At 47.1% G+C, this 16,738-nt stretch carries 12 protein-coding genes and 1 pseudogene; 5 read left to right on the top strand and 8 right to left on the bottom strand.

The window, feature by feature from the left end:
- Window positions 1–198: 198 nt before the first annotated feature.
- On the bottom strand, window positions 199–537 hold the full coding sequence (locus tag C437_RS06570) for a Cdc6/Cdc18 family protein (RefSeq protein ID WP_004516130.1): 339 nt from the start codon (window positions 535–537) through the stop codon (window positions 199–201).
- A 172-nt stretch (window positions 538–709) separates the two neighbouring features.
- Here C437_RS06570 and C437_RS06565 point away from each other — a divergent pair, with 172 nt between their 5' ends.
- Together C437_RS06565 and C437_RS06560 are read left to right on the top strand one after the other, a co-directional pair.
- Entirely contained in the window at window positions 710–1,750 is a 1,041-nt protein-coding gene (locus tag C437_RS06565; RefSeq protein WP_079992077.1) for a polysaccharide pyruvyl transferase family protein, read from the top strand.
- Between the two features lie 87 nt (window positions 1,751–1,837).
- Window positions 1,838–3,301: an oligosaccharide flippase family protein gene (locus tag C437_RS06560; protein WP_074654993.1), complete on the top strand. Its 1,464-nt coding sequence runs from the start codon at window positions 1,838–1,840 to the stop codon at window positions 3,299–3,301.
- Here C437_RS06560 and C437_RS06555 read toward each other — a convergent pair.
- Window positions 3,298–4,518 (bottom strand): glycosyltransferase, encoded by a 1,221-nt coding sequence (locus C437_RS06555; protein WP_049919654.1) that lies wholly within the window; start codon window positions 4,516–4,518, stop codon window positions 3,298–3,300. The genes C437_RS06560 and C437_RS06555 overlap by 4 nt on opposite strands.
- A 251-nt stretch (window positions 4,519–4,769) precedes the next feature.
- Between C437_RS06555 and C437_RS20900 the strand changes: the two are divergent.
- Window positions 4,770–5,213: pseudogene (locus C437_RS20900) on the top strand (IS6 family transposase); the annotation flags it as partial.
- Window positions 5,214–5,458: 245 nt separating this feature from the next.
- Here C437_RS20900 and C437_RS20125 read toward each other — a convergent pair.
- The 3 genes from C437_RS20125 to C437_RS19780 all read right to left on the bottom strand — a co-directional run bounded on the left by C437_RS20125 (window position 5,459) and on the right by C437_RS19780 (window position 9,238).
- On the bottom strand, window positions 5,459–6,658 hold the full coding sequence (locus C437_RS20125) for a hypothetical protein (RefSeq protein WP_139175340.1): 1,200 nt from the start codon (window positions 6,656–6,658) through the stop codon (window positions 5,459–5,461).
- 430 nt (window positions 6,659–7,088) lie between these two features.
- Window positions 7,089–8,132: a glycosyltransferase family 4 protein gene (locus tag C437_RS06550; protein ID WP_004516125.1), complete on the bottom strand. Its 1,044-nt coding sequence runs from the start codon at window positions 8,130–8,132 to the stop codon at window positions 7,089–7,091.
- A complete protein-coding gene (locus C437_RS19780) occupies window positions 8,132–9,238 on the bottom strand; it encodes a glycosyltransferase family 4 protein (protein WP_074654995.1) in 1,107 nt (368 codons plus the stop codon). The genes C437_RS06550 and C437_RS19780 overlap by 1 nt, the downstream gene beginning before the upstream one ends.
- A 221-nt stretch (window positions 9,239–9,459) precedes the next feature.
- On the opposite strand from C437_RS19780, the gene C437_RS06545 reads away from it, so the two are divergent.
- Entirely contained in the window at window positions 9,460–11,070 is a 1,611-nt protein-coding gene (locus C437_RS06545; RefSeq protein ID WP_074654997.1) for an alkaline phosphatase family protein, read from the top strand.
- A 13-nt stretch (window positions 11,071–11,083) separates the two neighbouring features.
- On the opposite strand, the gene C437_RS06540 is transcribed toward C437_RS06545, so the two are convergent.
- On the bottom strand, window positions 11,084–12,208 hold the full coding sequence (locus tag C437_RS06540; protein ID WP_004516122.1) for a glycosyltransferase family 4 protein: 1,125 nt from the start codon (window positions 12,206–12,208) through the stop codon (window positions 11,084–11,086).
- Window positions 12,209–12,212: 4 nt separating this feature from the next.
- Window positions 12,213–13,478 (bottom strand): sulfatase, encoded by a 1,266-nt coding sequence (locus C437_RS06535; protein ID WP_049919653.1) that lies wholly within the window; start codon window positions 13,476–13,478, stop codon window positions 12,213–12,215.
- 200 nt (window positions 13,479–13,678) lie between these two features.
- Here C437_RS06535 and C437_RS06530 point away from each other — a divergent pair, with 200 nt between their 5' ends.
- Entirely contained in the window at window positions 13,679–14,815 is a 1,137-nt protein-coding gene (locus C437_RS06530) for a glycosyltransferase family 4 protein (protein WP_049919652.1), read from the top strand.
- Between the two features lie 688 nt (window positions 14,816–15,503).
- On the opposite strand, the gene C437_RS06525 is transcribed toward C437_RS06530, so the two are convergent.
- A partial coding sequence (locus C437_RS06525; RefSeq protein WP_049919655.1) for an orc1/cdc6 family replication initiation protein occupies window positions 15,504–16,738 on the bottom strand: 1,235 nt, incomplete at its 5' end.

Genomic DNA, 16,738 nt, shown 5'->3' with positions numbered 1-16,738 from the left:
GTGGGGTAGAGTCGGTTATCGATAGAGGGCTGGTGGTTGAACCTGCACGCTGTGGGCACAGACACCCCGTTCGTCATGAGCGCTCGGCCGCGCAGTCTGAGGATTTGTTCTACCAGACATACCCCATCCGTCACGAGCGCTCTGTAGGACGGGAGATGTTGTCACCCCGTCCGTCACGAGCGACCCTTGGTGGATACACTACCGCCCTGAGCGGATATTGTACAGTGTCTCGGAGATACTCGAAAAGCGAGATTCCTGCTCCAGTGCATCAAGTGCTTCCTCAATCCCGATGGCGAGCTTGAATTCAAGATGCCGACCCTGTCGGTGACCTTTATTGATCTCTTGGGAGTCTGCGAATCTATGAGTGACCATGGCCTGTAAGTGCGCATACATCCGACGCTGTGTGTACGTATCCGCCTCGATCATTTCGGTCACAGTACAGTATTGTTCATAGGTCTCTTTCGTCCAAGCCGGCGCTTCACCTTTGAATTCCAGAACGAGTAATCCTATCAGTGCCAGCTTGTCTTGTGTCGTCATGCTACGAAAGTCATCGATCAGATTTGCCTGAACGTTGCGGAGTCTTGTACAGGCACTCACCGCTTCGTATCTATCTGAGTAGCCCCATTTACAACCCGATTTCCCGGAAAAACAAAAACATAGAAACCGTTATTTCGTGAACATTAATAACACCTACCCATAGCACATTACTATGTATGCAAGAGATTCGCTTAGGAAAGCAGTACAAGATCCCTTTGCTGCGGTTCAGTTTCTTTGGAACGAATCTCGGAACCAAGTCAAGCGTCGGGTACCCCACGAAGTTGGTGTCCAAGGGAGCTACGAAACGGGGAACATTGGGGATAGAGCACTTGGAGAACAATTCAAATCACAGTTCACACAGCAAGGCTATCAAACAAGGTTATTCGGGAAACGGACAACCAACAGCAAGGCTCGGACGCGAGTCCTAGGTGGTGGGGGAGTCCTTCATGATTGGTACGGAACAGACCATTTAGAAAAGCGTCTGAACTACGTGAACAGCGGTGAGAAGAAATTGATTCTCGGAGTCGGGGCACCGGGGTTCCAATCAGAGAAAGCACAGTCGCTAGTATCACAAGTACTCCCGGAGATGGATGCTATTACCGTACGCGACGAGTGGTCAAAAGAAAATATCGAAGCAGTCTGTGATGCGGATGTAACCGTTACCGCTTGTCCAGTGTTTCTCTATGAAGATTCGCAGGCCGAAACAAGAGGTCGTACCGGTGTGAACTTCCGTCCCTACTTTGACGAGAAGGGGGATATGTCTGATTCTGCTCTCAAAGAGTACTTCGGATACGACGACATTGAGGGTGCCACGACAACGTACATTGATAACGCTAGGCGGATATGTAATCAAATTGAGGACCCAGTATTCATACCGTTCACGCCCAAAGATGAAGAATTCGCTAGAGAGTTCCTAGATATTCCGACCTACGATTACAAATTCTCTGTGCAAAAAACGCTCAGCCGAGTATCCGAAGTTGAACGGATGGTTGCAACTCGGTATCACTCTCTAATCTTCGCAGCTATCTGTGGGAAGCCAGTGTTGCCAATTGCATACGAACCGAAAGTAGAACAGGTGGCTAAGCGGCTTGATGTCTCCTATTATAAGCCGCACAAGGAAATTATTGTAGATTTCGAAGAAGTATCTAATGTAGAACAGTTACGAGCAGCAGCACGGAAAAACTTCAAGATAGCTCTCCGGAAAATGTCATAAAACGGATTCAGTTGAGACACGGGAACCACACCCTAGTGTGATCCGTTCAAACTAAGTATTGGTAGACCTACGATACTTTCCGATATCATGTCATCACTACTGCGTTCAGTCCTGTCCATTTTTTCTGGAAAAGTAGTAGGTATTTTAATCAGCTTGGTATTCACTCCACTTCTCGTCCGTATTGTTTCTCAGAATCAATATGGTATCTTTGCGAGCGTTCTGGCGGCGTTCAGTATTGTAACACTCCTGTCTAAAGGAGGATTATTCGATGCTGCAAGAAAAACGGTCGCCGAATACAGTGAGGACGCGGGCAAAGTCTCGTCAGTAATTTCAGTCTCTCTTTTCTTGAGTGTGAGTTATAGCTTAATGGCGGTATTCATCGTACTACTCAGTGTTCATTTTAATTTTGTCCCTTCAAAATACAGTGCGTACACTCTACCGCTAGTTGTTGTGATTCTCTTCGGCAACCTATTTAATATTGTTAAGGGCTCCTTCTATGGCCTCCAGCGAGAATCGATTGCTGAAATCCTACAAATCGGCCGTCGATTGTCGTACACCGTTCTCGCACTACTACTTGCGTACCTTGGATACGATGTCTTTGGTGTGGTCGTTGGATACGCTCTGTCATTCGTTCTTTTAGCGGCGGTAGGGATGCTCTTGTTGGTAAAGTATACATCGTACCGCCTGTCTACAGATATACCAATCAGCGAATACGGTGGGCAAATCGCATCATTTGGCGGTTATCAATTGATTGGTGGGGTCAGCGCTACGCTGTTGTACAAATCAGACATTCTTCTCGTTGAGTTCTTCCAAGGATCGACGCCAACTGCTCTCTATCAAAGTGCAATAGTGCCTGCCGAAATGATCTGGTTCGTCCCGTCCGCGATTCAACTCGCGTTCCTACAACACACTGCAAGTCTCTGGTCCGATGGAAAAACTGATCAGATCAATCAAAGGCTACAGACCGGGATCAAATACGCTGTACTGTCATTAACTTTGTTTGGAGCTGGACTATTTGCGCTTGCAGGTCCATTTCTTAACCTGTACTTTGGTCCCGACTATGCTGGAGCAAAAATGACCTTGCAAATACTCATCTTCGGGACGTTCTTTCTTGGAACCACACGCGTTGTCACTCCAGTGTTACACGCGACAGGGTGGGTTCGTCCCTCGGAGCTTATCACTGTCCTTGGATTAGTTATAAATCTTGTATTGAATATTACCCTCATCCCCCGATACGGCATTATCGGAGCGGGAATCGGAACTGGACTGTCTTATGTCGCTATATTCGTCGGGAATGTCACTCTCTGGAAGTACTCTCCGTTCGATGTAGTTCCGCTGAGGTGGGCCGGCAAACTCGCGATGACGCAGGGAGTCTTCGCAACTCTTTTGTTTGGAATTGTCAGAATCATTGATCTCTCTCCGTGGATTTCATTGCTCGTGTTCCCCCCACTGGGATTGGTTCTGTTCCTCGGTATCAACATTACGGCCGGGTACGTGCCTACCCAGCCGGCACAGCCCTACTTGAAGCGCGCTAGAAAGTATCTATCTTAGTCACCGCCGACGACTGTCGTCCTACGACTATCGTGAGACTCTATACAGGACTGGAAGACATTCAAGAGTTTATCGACAGTCTGTGAGATATCAAACTTTTCTTCGACAGTTTTACGCCCGTTAGCCGCGATTTTATCGCGGCGACTCGGGTCGTCCAGCAGAGATGCCACAGCGTTTGCGACAGCCTTTGAGTCGTTTGGTTCGACTAGAATACCATCGTGTCCGTCCGTTATTAGCTCGGGGATTGCGGAGGTTGATGTGGAGACACACGCTGTTTGAGTCGCCATAGCCTCTTTCAATGCTACCGGTGCGACATCTCGATCACCGTCCGCAGCGATGACACACGGAAGCACGAACAGTTCCGCTTCGTGTAGCTCAGACTGTAGTCTCTTGTCTGAAACGTGCCCCAAGAACTTGATGTAGTCTTCGACACCACGATCGTGGACACGCTCGTGAAGAACATTTTCACGCTCGCCAGTACCGATAATGTGATACTCCACGTCGTAACCCTGATTGACGAGTTTAGATACTGCGTCTATAGCATATTCGTACCCTTTCTTTTCAACGAGCCGCGCTACAGTCAAGAGTCGACCTGACACACATTCCTTTGAGGGTTCGAACTTTCCGACGTCAGTCGTTGCCGGAACAACTGACATTTTAGAATTGGCTCCAATTTTTTCGTGAAGATATTGCTTATTGTACTCCGACGGAACAATTACGTGACTGAAACGAGAACAAACCCGTTGTAATCGTCGGATATTAGGATCAGAAAAAATTTCAGCGGCATGTGCTGTAACTGTAGATGGAATATCGAAATAATCTGCTGCATATGTAGCCGCGAGACGATTTGGCTCTGCAAAGTGTGCGTGTATTAGATTTACTCCTTTTTCCTCTTTTACCGCATCAATAAGCTGCTTTCCGAGATGCAAACAGTTCGCGTGGTAGAATGGACTGTCAATGAAAGTTGCTTGTTGAAGTACTGTCGAGTTTAGAACATTCCTTGAGAAAAGATTCGGTAACGAACTGAGTGATGGTTTATTGGCATAATGGACAGAAAGATTTAATTCAGTCACCTCTTCATGAGCAACTTCTTCACTAGGCCTTGTCGTAGAGAAGACTGAGACTTCATGCCCTCGTTTCTGGAGCTCATATAGTTCATTTAAGATGAAACTCTCCGAAAGTTTTGGGAATTCTCCAACGAAATAGAGCACCTTCATGCTAGTGTATATCTGAATCTCATATATATTATTGTTGTCTTATTGGGTGGTGTTTACTATAGGGATTCTGCTGACTAGAAAAATCACCGTTAGCGACATAGTATTTCCGACCGCCAAGCCGATTAGACAAGAAAACAGGAAAATCGTTGGATGAAAAGCTGGAGCTATTCTTCACCAACAGCAGGCGAGGGTCATCGTATTCGGTAGTTGTGGCTGATGCAGCCCGCGAACTGGCCACTGAACGCCGCTGGTCGACATCGTGGCTCGCGGTCAATGATGAACAAATCGATGTAGACGGCGAGAAAAGTTGCTGTACGCCGCTGTTGATACCGAATCAAAGCTGTTGCTTGAAGTTTATATGTTCAGCAGCCGCGGGACTGACCCCGCGGCGGCGTTCCTGCAACGACGCACGAAAAAACACGTTATCGCCGAGACAGAGCTTTTCGTAGATGCTGGCGTCTATTGACTGCCCTCGCCTGTTACGATTTAAGCGGCCGGCTCGACTATCGGATCCGGAACCACATCGAAAAAGGGTTCTAAACTGTGACCAGGCGAACTGACCTCTTTCACATGTTTTGGTAGGGCTGACAATACAGCGTGAAACAGTGGCTACGACGCTTCAAACAACACTACAACCACGAGCTACCCACCCAAGTACCGATTGACGAACCCCAGATGAGGAGATTCTGAACTAGACATGCCCTTGAACCCGACTTCTCAATTTTGAGGTAGTATTCGAACTAACAATTCGGCCAGATGAGTCAAATGCCGACTTCGATTAGTTAATCGGTGTCCCCTCGCTCCCCACAACGGTTATTTCAATCTAACTGCCATGTCGACTGAGGTAGGAGGTCTCAACATAGATTATTAGAATATCTCCCCTTTAATCTTAATTAAAACAGGATGTTGTTAATTATCAACTGGGGGGGGGGGAATTAAACTAACTTTCATCATGAAGATTGCACAATGATAGTTTCACTCCACCTGATGTATATATCAAGTTGTTATTTACAGGGATTGCTTGACCACTTTCCTCCCGCCAGCTGTATAGTCTGTTGTTGCATTTTGATGACATGCTTTGATAAGAGGTTACTCTTTCAGTCCCTCTACTCACATAAAGCCCCCCTTCATAACTTACGATTTGTAGATCATTATAATTATTGGCCCATTCACTTGCAGTAAACTGTTCCTTCGTATAGTGCCCTTCTTGTAAATTAGTTCCACTGGGGTCAGAATATAACACATGTGGACCTATTGCAGCAACTTGTGTAACTATCAGGGAAATTATTAATATATTCGTTATAGTATCTAAAAATAATGTCGAATAAGTGGTTTTGGATTCATGTAATATAAATATACTTACTGCTATTAATATTGGTATGAAAATAATCAAAAGACGAATTGGATCAAGTGGAATGAGGCGCCCTAAAATAAGTGAGCTGGCATATATTAAACCAATTATCCCTGCGAAAATAGCCCATGAGTTCACCCATGGTTGATAATTATTTGAGGATAGGAATCCATATGCGGTTATTGCTGAAAAAATCAATAACACAACAATAGCAGATGCAGAAATTAAATTCCGAATAGTTTGACCAGTTGTAGGACCTGGAACCTCCTGGCCAGATCCAGTTTGTGCGGATACGATCAAAGATACAATGGAATCTACAGTCAAGTCAGAATTAATAGCCACTATAGCGAAGAGACATGCCCCAATTATTCCATACATTATTGTTGGACTCATCACATTCTGATCAATTGATTTGTATCGGTTTGGGACTAAGTCAAGTGCTAATATCTTCGTAGATCCACTCCATATGAATATAAACATAATAGATAGTAAAGATATTATTGGATGTGTCAATATTATTGTGAATAATAGTAGAAGGCCTGTAATCTGTATTCCTAGTTGAAAGCCATCAACTAAGATGTACTCTATAGAAAAAACAAGAATAAGATTGAAAAATAGAACCACTGCAAGTGTTTCATCAATGAATTTGGCTTCAAACAGTGGTAATGTCCGAGTACTTGTGAAACCTAGTGCTGCGACAAATGCTATTTTATCGGTCATAAGATTTCGCAGAGTAATAAAAAATAAGAGCGGTATTGTAGCGCCGATTAGTGGAATATACTTAGCCATTACAATAGTTTCTATCTGTGTGATTTGTACTAAAATGGTAGTTAGCGAATAGAAAGCCGGCCATGATTCGGTCAAGTTTATAAATTCGAAAATTGGTGGTTTATTTGATATCATTATCTGATGAGCTGGAAGGGTAAATGAATAAGGATCATGTCCAAATAACCCATATTCGACGGGATCAACGGCTATCAAAAACAAATACGTAGAAACACTTCCGATAAAGAACAGATAGATACTTAGACTATTGTCGCCAATCGTTGCATAAAAAAGTGGTATAATAAACAATATGATCAGGAGAAGATATCCAAAATACTGGGGGACTATGATTTTTGGAATAAAGAAGATGACAGACGAAACACACAGTGTCATGGCAAATATTATAATATAGATCTTACTGGGTATGATTGCCAAATTGACACTCGATTTATATTTATCCATTATATGCTTCCTCAATCACTGATTCTGTTCTTACAGCAACAGTATTCCATGTATATTCACGAGCAACCCTGATACAATCCTCCGAATCAATATTTTCAATATTAGTTACAGCACCTTCTATTTCGTTAGTAACGTATCCACAACTATCGCTAATAATCTCAGCGGCACCACATGAGGGACTTACAATAACAGGCGTACCACAAGCAAGTGATTCGAGTATCACGTTACCAAACGCTTCAAATTCAGCTGGATGAATAGTTGCTTTTGCAGCAGAATAATATTCAGCAAGTCTTTCTTGATCAATTTTACCAACTGATTTGATATTCTTTCCGCTGACATCGGAACTACCAATCACATAAACGGTTTGATTTGATTCTCGAGCAAATCTTTTAATTGCAGGTAACCCTTTCCTTTCCCCTGTTCCCACAAATAAGAAAAAGTCCTGTCCCATCTCAATTTCTCGTGGATAGAATATATCTGTGTCTACACCGTTATAGATTATTTTGCTATCAACATCAACGCCATAGTGCTTATCCCAGTGGCTTCTAGTTAGTTTACTGTTAAATATTATTTTATCGGCATTTTTAAGCGAATATTGATCTACTACTCGTCTAGTTGGATTAACAATGTAATCTAATAGTGAAATTACCCATGACCGTCCTTGTCGAAGGTACTTTCTCTCTTCTTGTTTTGCATCATGGTACTTTGCAACTACAGGAATATCTAATGAAAATGGTATCTCAGTGTGTGTTAGTGCTATATCGAATTTTGAGATATCCCATTTTTTAAGTCTATTCCAAACCAAGATAGGGAAGTGTAGATGATGTGCGGTTAGTGTTGAATAGGGTATCCATTCTATATCAATTGTCTCTGGATGGGAATAATCTGTCACTGTCCTAGCTTCTTTACATTTACCTGCTAAAATAGTAATATTATGACCTAGGTTAGATAACCTAGTATAAAGATTATATAAATGGTGGGATATCCCACCTAGTATATGTGGAGGGTACTCCCTAGTTATTACTAGAAGATTCATTATGATGACCCACTATCTATTTCATCATCAATTACTTTGTTAACTGTGGAAATAAACCTATTTTTGGTACTTTCCCATGTAAACCTTTCCGGAATTCCCTGTTGTCCGTTAAGTATATCTCTTCTATATTTTGTATCTTGCAATTTAATGATTTCTTCGACCATTTCTAAGGGATCCTCAGGGTCAATTAGGATACCACCTCCATCTAATACTTCTGGCATTGACGCAACATTTGAGGTTATAATTGGTGTACCACAAGCCATAGCTTCTAATGGTGGTAGACCAAACCCTTCATGCAATGATGGGAACAAAAACACATCCGCATTGCTATACATATATTTTAAATTTGGCTTGGAGATGTACCCCATCATTTTAATATCATCACGGGACACTGAAGTATTGTTGTATATTTCTTCATTTTCTCCACCCACTAAAATAAGTTTATGATTTGTGTCGTGCTCCTGTTTCAATATTTCAAATGCTTCAATTACAGTGTCTAAGTTCTTTCTCGTCCCCAGCTCCATTGACGAAGTGACAAACAATAGGTATTTCTCAGGGATGCCAATGCTTTCTCCTTTGCTAGCCTCCAGATAGAATTTATCGATACCATTGTATATAATATCAATTTTATCTGATGGGGCTTTTAATTCCTCCTGTATTTCCCTCTTTGTAAACTCTGAAGTTGTTACAATTCGATCCGAAACAGATACAGTTCGAGGTAGAGAAATATTCCGGTATAATCTGTGTATTGGATCCATCCATCCTTTCTGTGCACCAACATCATGGATCCATGTTATTACAGGAATCTCTGTTGAAATCATTGGTGCATTACCATTAGGACAAAACAAGATATCTAAATCATGGTTCTTAATTAAATTCGGTAACATCAACCGCTCCCAAATCACTCCGAATTCTCTCGAAGATTGTATATAGTATCTGGAATCGAGAGGGACATGACCGAATTCTTCTGTCACCTTTTCATTCCCAAATAGAACTACATCTACTTCAGGATCCGAAACCAGTTTTTCGGTAAGAGATTTAGCTGCTTGCACAGCTCCGCCTGGTTCCTCGGTAGAGAATGTTCTAGCGTTTACCCCAATTCTCATACATATTACAGGATGTTCCCTCAATATATCCTTTGTGATTATGAATACTTGCTGAATCCGGTGATGGCGATGAAATATTGTCGGTTTGGCGCGAATAAATTATAAAAACTGTTATATGTAATCCACTCTGCTGACCATACCAAATGACAGTTTTTGATTCGGACGGGATTCAATTCAGAATGCTAAAATATTTTACTTAGTAGGATTAGGGGAAGACCAAGATGGATTCTGATCCAGTCATACTTATTGGACTTGATGGATTAGACTGGTCGCAGATCAACCCTTGGATTAACGAAAAATCTCTTTCAAATTTGAATCAATTCTGTAGTCAAGGAATCTCGTGTAGCCTGAATAGTACTAACCCCCCGTGGACCCCTTGTGCGTGGCCCTCCCTTCTCTCCGGCCGCAACCCAGCTAGCCACGGTGTCTTCGATTTTTTCACCAACGAGGGCTACGACAAATCGCTGATTGACCGCCCTGAGGTTGACTCATCCTACGTGTTTGAAGCTGCGGACGCAAACGATCAAGTCTCACTCGTGATCAATTATCCGGTCACCCACCCAGGTTCCCAGTTGGATAATGGTGCAGTCGTTCCAGGCTATCTCGCACCCGAGGACGTCGAGTTTTCTCCACCAGAAATCCGCAAAAAGTACGAGGCCGAGTACGGCCAGTACGAAATCTATCCTGCCTATGGAACCGACGATAATCCGGTTAAAGAATACACAAACGTTGCCCGACATCGTCGCGATATGGCTCGTTTTCTTGACGAACGCTACGACTGGGACCTTCTCGCGGTCCAGTTCCAAGTAACCGACTCAATCTTCCACGACCTTGATGACCGAGATCAGATCCGACAGGTGCTTGAAAACGTTGACAATTTCGTGGGCGATATCATTGATCTCAAGAAGGATGACGCAGATGTGTTTATCGCTTCTGACCACGGGATGGGCGACTACGAATGGACTTTCTATGTTAATTCTTGGCTCGCTGAGAACGATTATTGTGAAACCACAACTGGAGAAGAACAGTACTTCAGACAAGCTAAAGACGAGCTGAAGGGTAAAAACGGAAGTAATGAGTCCTCTAGCATTGTTTCGGCTGTTGGGACTGCTGCTTCTGCGCTATCGGCGGTGGGTCTGTCACCACGGCGAATTCATCAAGGGCTCGGCGCAGTTGGCTTGGATAAAACCGTCGAGCGATTACTTCCCGAGGATGCGCTAGTAGCTGCTCAAAACCAAGTCGTTGACCACGAGAACTCAGTCGCTTACCAGCTTCTCTTTAATAGTCTCGGGATTCATCTGAACGTTGAAGGCCGAGAACCGAACGGACAGGTGTCCCCTGAAGAATATGATGACGTTCGAGAGGAACTAATCAACGAACTCTCGCAGGTTCGGGACCCGGACGGGAACCTTGTATTCGATGAAGTGCTTCCCCGTGAAGAAGTCTATGAGGGGTCGCATTTAGAAGACGCACCAGACATTTTGCTTGTTCCACGGGACTATCAGTACGACGTGAGCGGTTCCATCGTCGACACCTTCCGTCGATATCCCCACAAAAACCACAAGCCAAAGGGAATTCTCATCTCGAATCGAGACCTGGACATCGATTCTGAAACAGGTGCTTCGATCTACGACGTAGCACCAACTGTCGCAGCGGCACTTGGATTGCCAGTGGACACCGAAACGGACGGAGAAGTGTTAGGTCCGTTTGAGGCAGACGAGCGGGTCGACTGGGATGAAATCGCTGGTGAATACCGTGAAGTCTCGGACTCGGAAAGTGGCCCAACTGACGACGTTGAAGATCGACTGGCCGACCTTGGGTACATGGAGTAGAATTCAGAAAAATTCAGGCGATGTCAGTGTAGAGTTGGTGTGTACGCTCCGCGACACCGTCCCAGGAGTAGTCGGCTTCAACTAACTCCCGTGCGTTTGCTCCCCATTCACGGGCTTCGTCGGGATTCTCCAGAGCAAATCGAAGCCCTTCAGCTAGTTCATCGGGGGATTTCGGTGGGACGAGATAGCCTGTTTCACGATGGTCGACGAACTCTTCGATTCCCTCTACTGAGGTTGCAATTACTGGCGCACCAGAAGCCCAAGCTTCCAGCAGCGTTAGAGGATGCCCCTCCCAAACAGATGGGAGCACGAAGACTCCTGCTGACGCGTAGTGTCTGGTAACTGTTTCGTCAGAAACGCGACCTTCGAATGATATCCGGTCACTCACGTTCAGTTCGGCAGCGAGTTCAACTAGTTCGCCCTTTTCGGGGCCAGTTCCGACGATAATTAAGTCCGATTCCGGGAACGCTGACTCGAACTGTGCGAAAGCACGAATGAGGTCAGAAACGCGCTTTTTGGGTGCAAGACGACCCAAAAATAGGATATCTGATCCGCGCTCTACATCTCCAGCAAAGCGGTCCAGATCAACGCCATTGGGGATACAGCTTACATTTGCATGATGATCAGCCAGCAGGTCGACGTGTTCGTTGTTGACCGAAATCACGTGGTCATAGTCGAACCCGAGGACGAACTGCCGTTCGATACGTAGTTTGGCACCAGCGAGTTTCGACGTGTCTCGCCCAACACCGGACGTGATTGCGGTTCCATGGACAGTGAATACCGTCGCTGCATCTGTTAATGCCTTTCCGAGACGAGTCGGCATCGCAGGCAAAAATGTGTGGCCGTGGATGACATCGTAGTCCCCAGTAAGGAGTTTTGGGAGTGGTGTCGCCATCGAAGCAACACGACCGATGGGATTCCAATACTCTGTGCAGGGGCCGAGTCGATGCAGCGTTACTGCACCGTCTGCAAACTGTTCTGTTCCTTTGTAGTGGTCTCCATCCTGTTGGAGTGCGCGGGTGTAGATGTCGATTTCGTGACCGAAGTTCTCCGCGAGTGCGACTGATAATTCCTTCACGTGAACAGGACCGCCGCCTGTTCGAGGCCACCAATCGTCTTGCAGCATCGCGATTTTCATCGTATCACTCCTTGTATCCCAGCGCACTCAGCCGCCGTTCGATTTCCTCATCCACCTCATCCTCATCAGTTGACTCGTCGCCACTTTCCTTCCGAACTCGATCAGTTACATGTACCTCTAACTCATCGCGAAGTGAGCGGTCAGAACACTCTACAAAGTCAATCGCCCCTGTCTCACGGTCACGTTCACAGAAACAGGCCCCCTCACGAGTCCGAAGCGCATATCGTCGAATATGGCTGTCCGCATCCTCGCCGCGAGCCTGGAGAAACACTGTACGGTCATCTCCGAGTTGGTCTAGCAACGACACGCGCTCAGAATCCATATCCAGCCCTGCAGTATGTTCGAATGTACTCACGATATCTAACGTACTTACTGGCGTGGATACCGCTCTGTCCGTCTCTCCGGGTTCTCGAACGAACAGAGGGACTTGTGTGATTTCATCTTGCAAGAAGCGTGGATGCTCGTAGTAGCCGTGCTCACCGAATGCATCACCGTGGTCGGCCGTTACGACAAGTAATGAGTTTTCGAGCAAGTCTCTGCTTCCAAGTTCTTCAATGAACTCACCGATACGCTCGTCGTTATATCGGATTTCAGCATCATACAGATCAATCAGTAACTGACGCTCTTCATCAGTAATCGATTCAGGGTCGTCAATGGCCCGCTGATACAGTGACTGTGCATCGCGATCAGACACCGTTCTATCTGCATACAGTGTTGCGTACTCACCTGGTGGTTCATACGGCCCGTGGGTGTCCATGTAGTGGTTCCAGAGGAAGAACGGCTCCTCCTGATCTAGCGAATCAAGCCACTCCAACGACCGTTCGTTGATCTCTTCAGCCCGGGCGTAGTGGCGATTGCGTAATTTGTCAAAGGCCCGTTGTGCCAGTGCCACTAGCTTGTTCTGCCCCAGGTGGAGATCGTCATCGAAGTGGTCGAAACCTTTGTCAAAGCCGTAGGCCCGCGAGACGAACGGGTTTGAGTGAAACCCCGCTGTCGCATAACCTTCTTGAGAGAGCGTCGATGCAATCGTCTCCGTGGCGAGCTGGTACTTCGAGTCGACTGCGACATCGGGATACTTCCCGGTCAACAGCGCCGGCACTGCCTCCCGCGTGTGCGAACTAGCACTGTACGCGTTCTCGAAGCGAATGGACTCCTCGGCGAACTCGTCAAGAACAGGTGACGTCTCCCGATGATACCCATAACAGGAGAGATGGTCCGCACGGAGTGCATCCGCAGAAAGCAGAATGATGTTCCGCGGGGAATCAGTCATGTGAACGACCATTTTTGCCGTGATGGTTTTATTCTTCCGGAGACGGAAGAAACTGTGTTCCCGAATCCGGGTAGGCCATGAAAAATCGGGCCGGTCTCTCTCACGTGTATGGGCCGCTAATCCACACTGTAACCAGTTCGTCCGTGTTGTCGAAGCGGAGTTTTCAATATGCCACCCAATGAGCCATTTTGCAACACAGTATGAATGTCTGTTTCATAAGTAATGTGATATACCCTTTCGTCACTGGCGGTGCCGAAAAGCGAATCCACGAAATCGGCCGGCGTTTAGCTGCCGACGGCCACGACGTAACCGTCTACGGACGCCACTTCTGGGATGGGCCGAAAGAAATCACGCACGAGGGAATGACACTCCGGGCAGTGAGTCCAAACCGCGAACTCTACACGGATGACGATGGACGACGGTCAATCGGCGAAGCGCTAGAGTTCGCAAAAGACGTGGTCGTTCCACTGCGCCGCCACGTAGACGAACACGATGTCGTCGTCGCGTCCGTGTTTCCCTATTTTCCGGTCCTGTCTAGCAAACTCGGGGTTCTCGGTACCGACACGCCGCTCGTAACAACCTGGCACGAAGTCTGGGGGGATTACTGGGACGGATATCTCGGGCATCTAGCGCCGTTTGGCAAGGGAGTCGAGCACGCAACTGCCCGCATCCCACAGCACCCAATTGCTGTCTCGGAACTCACCGCAGGTCGTCTGGGGGACATCGGTCCTGAACGCGAACATATTCGGACTGTTCCGAACGGGATCGATTACGAGCAGATTCGAGATACGGCCCCCGCCGAGGATGGGTTCGATGTCCTCTTCGCAGGGCGGTTAATCGAGGACAAGCGCGTCGATATCCTCCTGCGAGCGTTCGACAAAGTCGCGCCAGAAGAGACCACACTCGGCATCGTCGGCGACGGGCCCGAACGTTCGGAACTCGAAAGTTTAGCCCATTCGCTATCGGTAGCAGAACACATAGAGTTCACCGGCTTCCTTGAGGAGTACGACGACGTCCTGGCACAGATGCAGACGGCCAGTATCTTCGCGACACCGAGTACGCGTGAAGGCTTCGGGATCACGGCTGTGGAGGCAATGGCAGCGGGCTGTACAGTCATCGGCGCAGATCATCCAGACTCGGCGGTCGGTGAGGTTATCGGTGATGCTGGATTCCTGGCCGACCCGACTGTCGACGGTGTCGCCAACGTACTGGACCGTGTCCTGGCTGGTGCAGAGCCCACAACGAAGCCGCGACAGCGCGCACAACGGTTTGACTGGGATCAAGTAGCCGAGGACGCTCTGGACGCGTATACGGCCGCAGCGGCTGACGAGTGGTGAGATCGGCGAGAAAAGTAAGTTCGCGGGCAGAGGTGTGGTGAGACTTGCGTAGGATATTGACCACTCGTGTTTAGTTCAACAGTAGGCCAGCAAACCCGACTGGCTTAATTTGAGGGACTTACTACCATCTGTGTATCATCTGCCGTTGTTCAGCCAACCGTCCTTCTATCCTCTCCCGTAGCCGGCTGTTCAACCGGTATGGGTGGGACTGAAAGGGGCCGGGCTATCGGCGAACCACGACGACGCAAGCACCACAGGGAGTGTAACGACCGAGGAGCACAGCGAGTCGCGAGAGTCGATAGCGCGGGGGCTTTCTGGTTATTCGTGCCCTGGTGCTGAACTAATCACACTCCCAAAGAGAGCGATGCTCTATGTAGGTCCCTTTCCCACCGTGTCCCATCTGAAGGCCATTAGAAACGGGCGAGAGCGTGTATCTATTCGCAGAAGACTCTGGAAATCTGGTGTCTGTCGGTCGAGAATTAAGGGAATTGGGTAATACTCAAAACACTTGATACGGTGGGGTGCGTCCACGAGAGAAACACTGCTGTCAGTGTCCGTGGATCCGGTGAAAACACGTGACGATTACTTCACCAAGACGTTCAGTTCTTGACCTCAGGGACACACACCTCGTTCCGAGTTAGTTAGCGGCTGAACAGACACAATTCCACACCGTCAGCCCATGAAGAGGTCAATAATCAGTGTCCTCGTGTGCTGAATCGGGATCCATTTTGAACACGACATTCGGATCCCAAAGGAGGCGATGTTCTTTGTACGTCCCCTTTCCCATCCCGCCGTGTTCTTGATTCGATTCCGTGATTTCGAGAAACGCAAGCTCATTGAGTAGGCCACGAATGGTGTCTGTCGATAGCGTATCGGTCGCCTCAGTTTTACAGACTCCCTCATACACATCATAAATCACAGTTGTCCGGAACCAGTCGTCGCTGTTCGTCGTTCCATCCGTAAGATTCGCGAGCGCATAGAGAACGTACTTGCTGTGTGGTGGCAGCCCGGAGATGAGTTCCTTGAGTCGTTCAACTTCAGCCTGTTCCTGAGCTAATTCAAGGTGTGCTTCCTTGACGGTACCAATACCGTTTGTCTTAGCATAGTCACCTGCATGCCGGAGCAAACGAATCGCCTTCCGGGCATCACCATGACGCTGTGCAGCCAGCGCACCTGTTTTTGGAATCACGCCTAGTGTCAAAACATCCTGTTGAAAAGCATCTTTCCGGTTTTCGAGGATTTGCCGTAACTGTTCCCCATCGTATGGATCAAATATCATTTCGTTGTGGCCCAGGCTACTCTTGACCCGTTCGGTCATCTGTTCTCGGAAATTGACCTTATTCGAAATCGAGATAATTCCAATGGGGACATCTACTTTCCCAGATTCACGAGCCCGGGACAGTATCATGAGAATATCATCATCGCTAAGCCTGTCAACCTCGTCCATCGCTATCAATGCAGCATCGTATTCGGTATCAAGTATCTCCCACAGTCGGTTGTAGTACTCATTGGTAGAAATACCGCGTGTCGGGACTTTAACGCCTGATGATGGTCGATTAATCGCATCTGCGATTGTTTGGATGGTATCAGCTTCACCTCTCGACTGGGCACAATCAACTGTCACTGTTGCTAGTTGCCGGTCACGTCGCTGGGCTTCCTTCCGTGCTCGCTCCATCACGTGATTAGCAACGAGTGATTTCCCAGATCCCGTCTTTCCATACAGGATAACTGAGTTCGGTGGAACTCCAGTGACAGCTGGACCGATCTCGTTTGCTAGTTCAGAGATATGCTCATCTCGGCCGACAATTCGGTTTTCATCCGGGACATGATCAATATTCAGCAGTTCCCGGTTCGCGAAGATGTCACCCTTGCTATCTCCGTTTACTTCTTCAAAGAGTTCATCTCCACCACTAAACTCCTCAT

The organism is Haloarcula vallismortis ATCC 29715, from assembly GCF_000337775.1.
In the GTDB taxonomy this organism is placed as follows: domain Archaea; phylum Halobacteriota; class Halobacteria; order Halobacteriales; family Haloarculaceae; genus Haloarcula; species Haloarcula vallismortis.
Note: the sequence above shows the minus strand (reverse complement) of the source record. Positions and strands in the feature narration are given on the sequence as shown.

Excerpts from the sequence above, each read along its gene's own strand:
- C437_RS06570 (WP_004516130.1), bottom strand. The coding sequence starts at position 537 with ATGACGACACAAGACAAGCTGGCACTGATAGGATTACTCGTTCTGGAA.
- C437_RS06565 (WP_079992077.1), top strand. The coding sequence starts at position 710 with ATGTATGCAAGAGATTCGCTTAGGAAAGCAGTACAAGATCCCTTTGCT.
- C437_RS06560 (WP_074654993.1), top strand. The coding sequence starts at position 1,838 with ATGTCATCACTACTGCGTTCAGTCCTGTCCATTTTTTCTGGAAAAGTA.
- C437_RS06555 (WP_049919654.1), bottom strand. The coding sequence starts at position 4,518 with ATGAAGGTGCTCTATTTCGTTGGAGAATTCCCAAAACTTTCGGAGAGT.
- C437_RS20125 (WP_139175340.1), bottom strand. The coding sequence starts at position 6,658 with ATGGCTAAGTATATTCCACTAATCGGCGCTACAATACCGCTCTTATTT.
- C437_RS06550 (WP_004516125.1), bottom strand. The coding sequence starts at position 8,132 with ATGAATCTTCTAGTAATAACTAGGGAGTACCCTCCACATATACTAGGT.
- C437_RS19780 (WP_074654995.1), bottom strand. The coding sequence starts at position 9,238 with ATGAGAATTGGGGTAAACGCTAGAACATTCTCTACCGAGGAACCAGGC.
- C437_RS06545 (WP_074654997.1), top strand. The coding sequence starts at position 9,460 with ATGGATTCTGATCCAGTCATACTTATTGGACTTGATGGATTAGACTGG.
- C437_RS06540 (WP_004516122.1), bottom strand. The coding sequence starts at position 12,208 with ATGAAAATCGCGATGCTGCAAGACGATTGGTGGCCTCGAACAGGCGGC.
- C437_RS06535 (WP_049919653.1), bottom strand. The coding sequence starts at position 13,478 with ATGACTGATTCCCCGCGGAACATCATTCTGCTTTCTGCGGATGCACTC.
- C437_RS06530 (WP_049919652.1), top strand. The coding sequence starts at position 13,679 with ATGAATGTCTGTTTCATAAGTAATGTGATATACCCTTTCGTCACTGGC.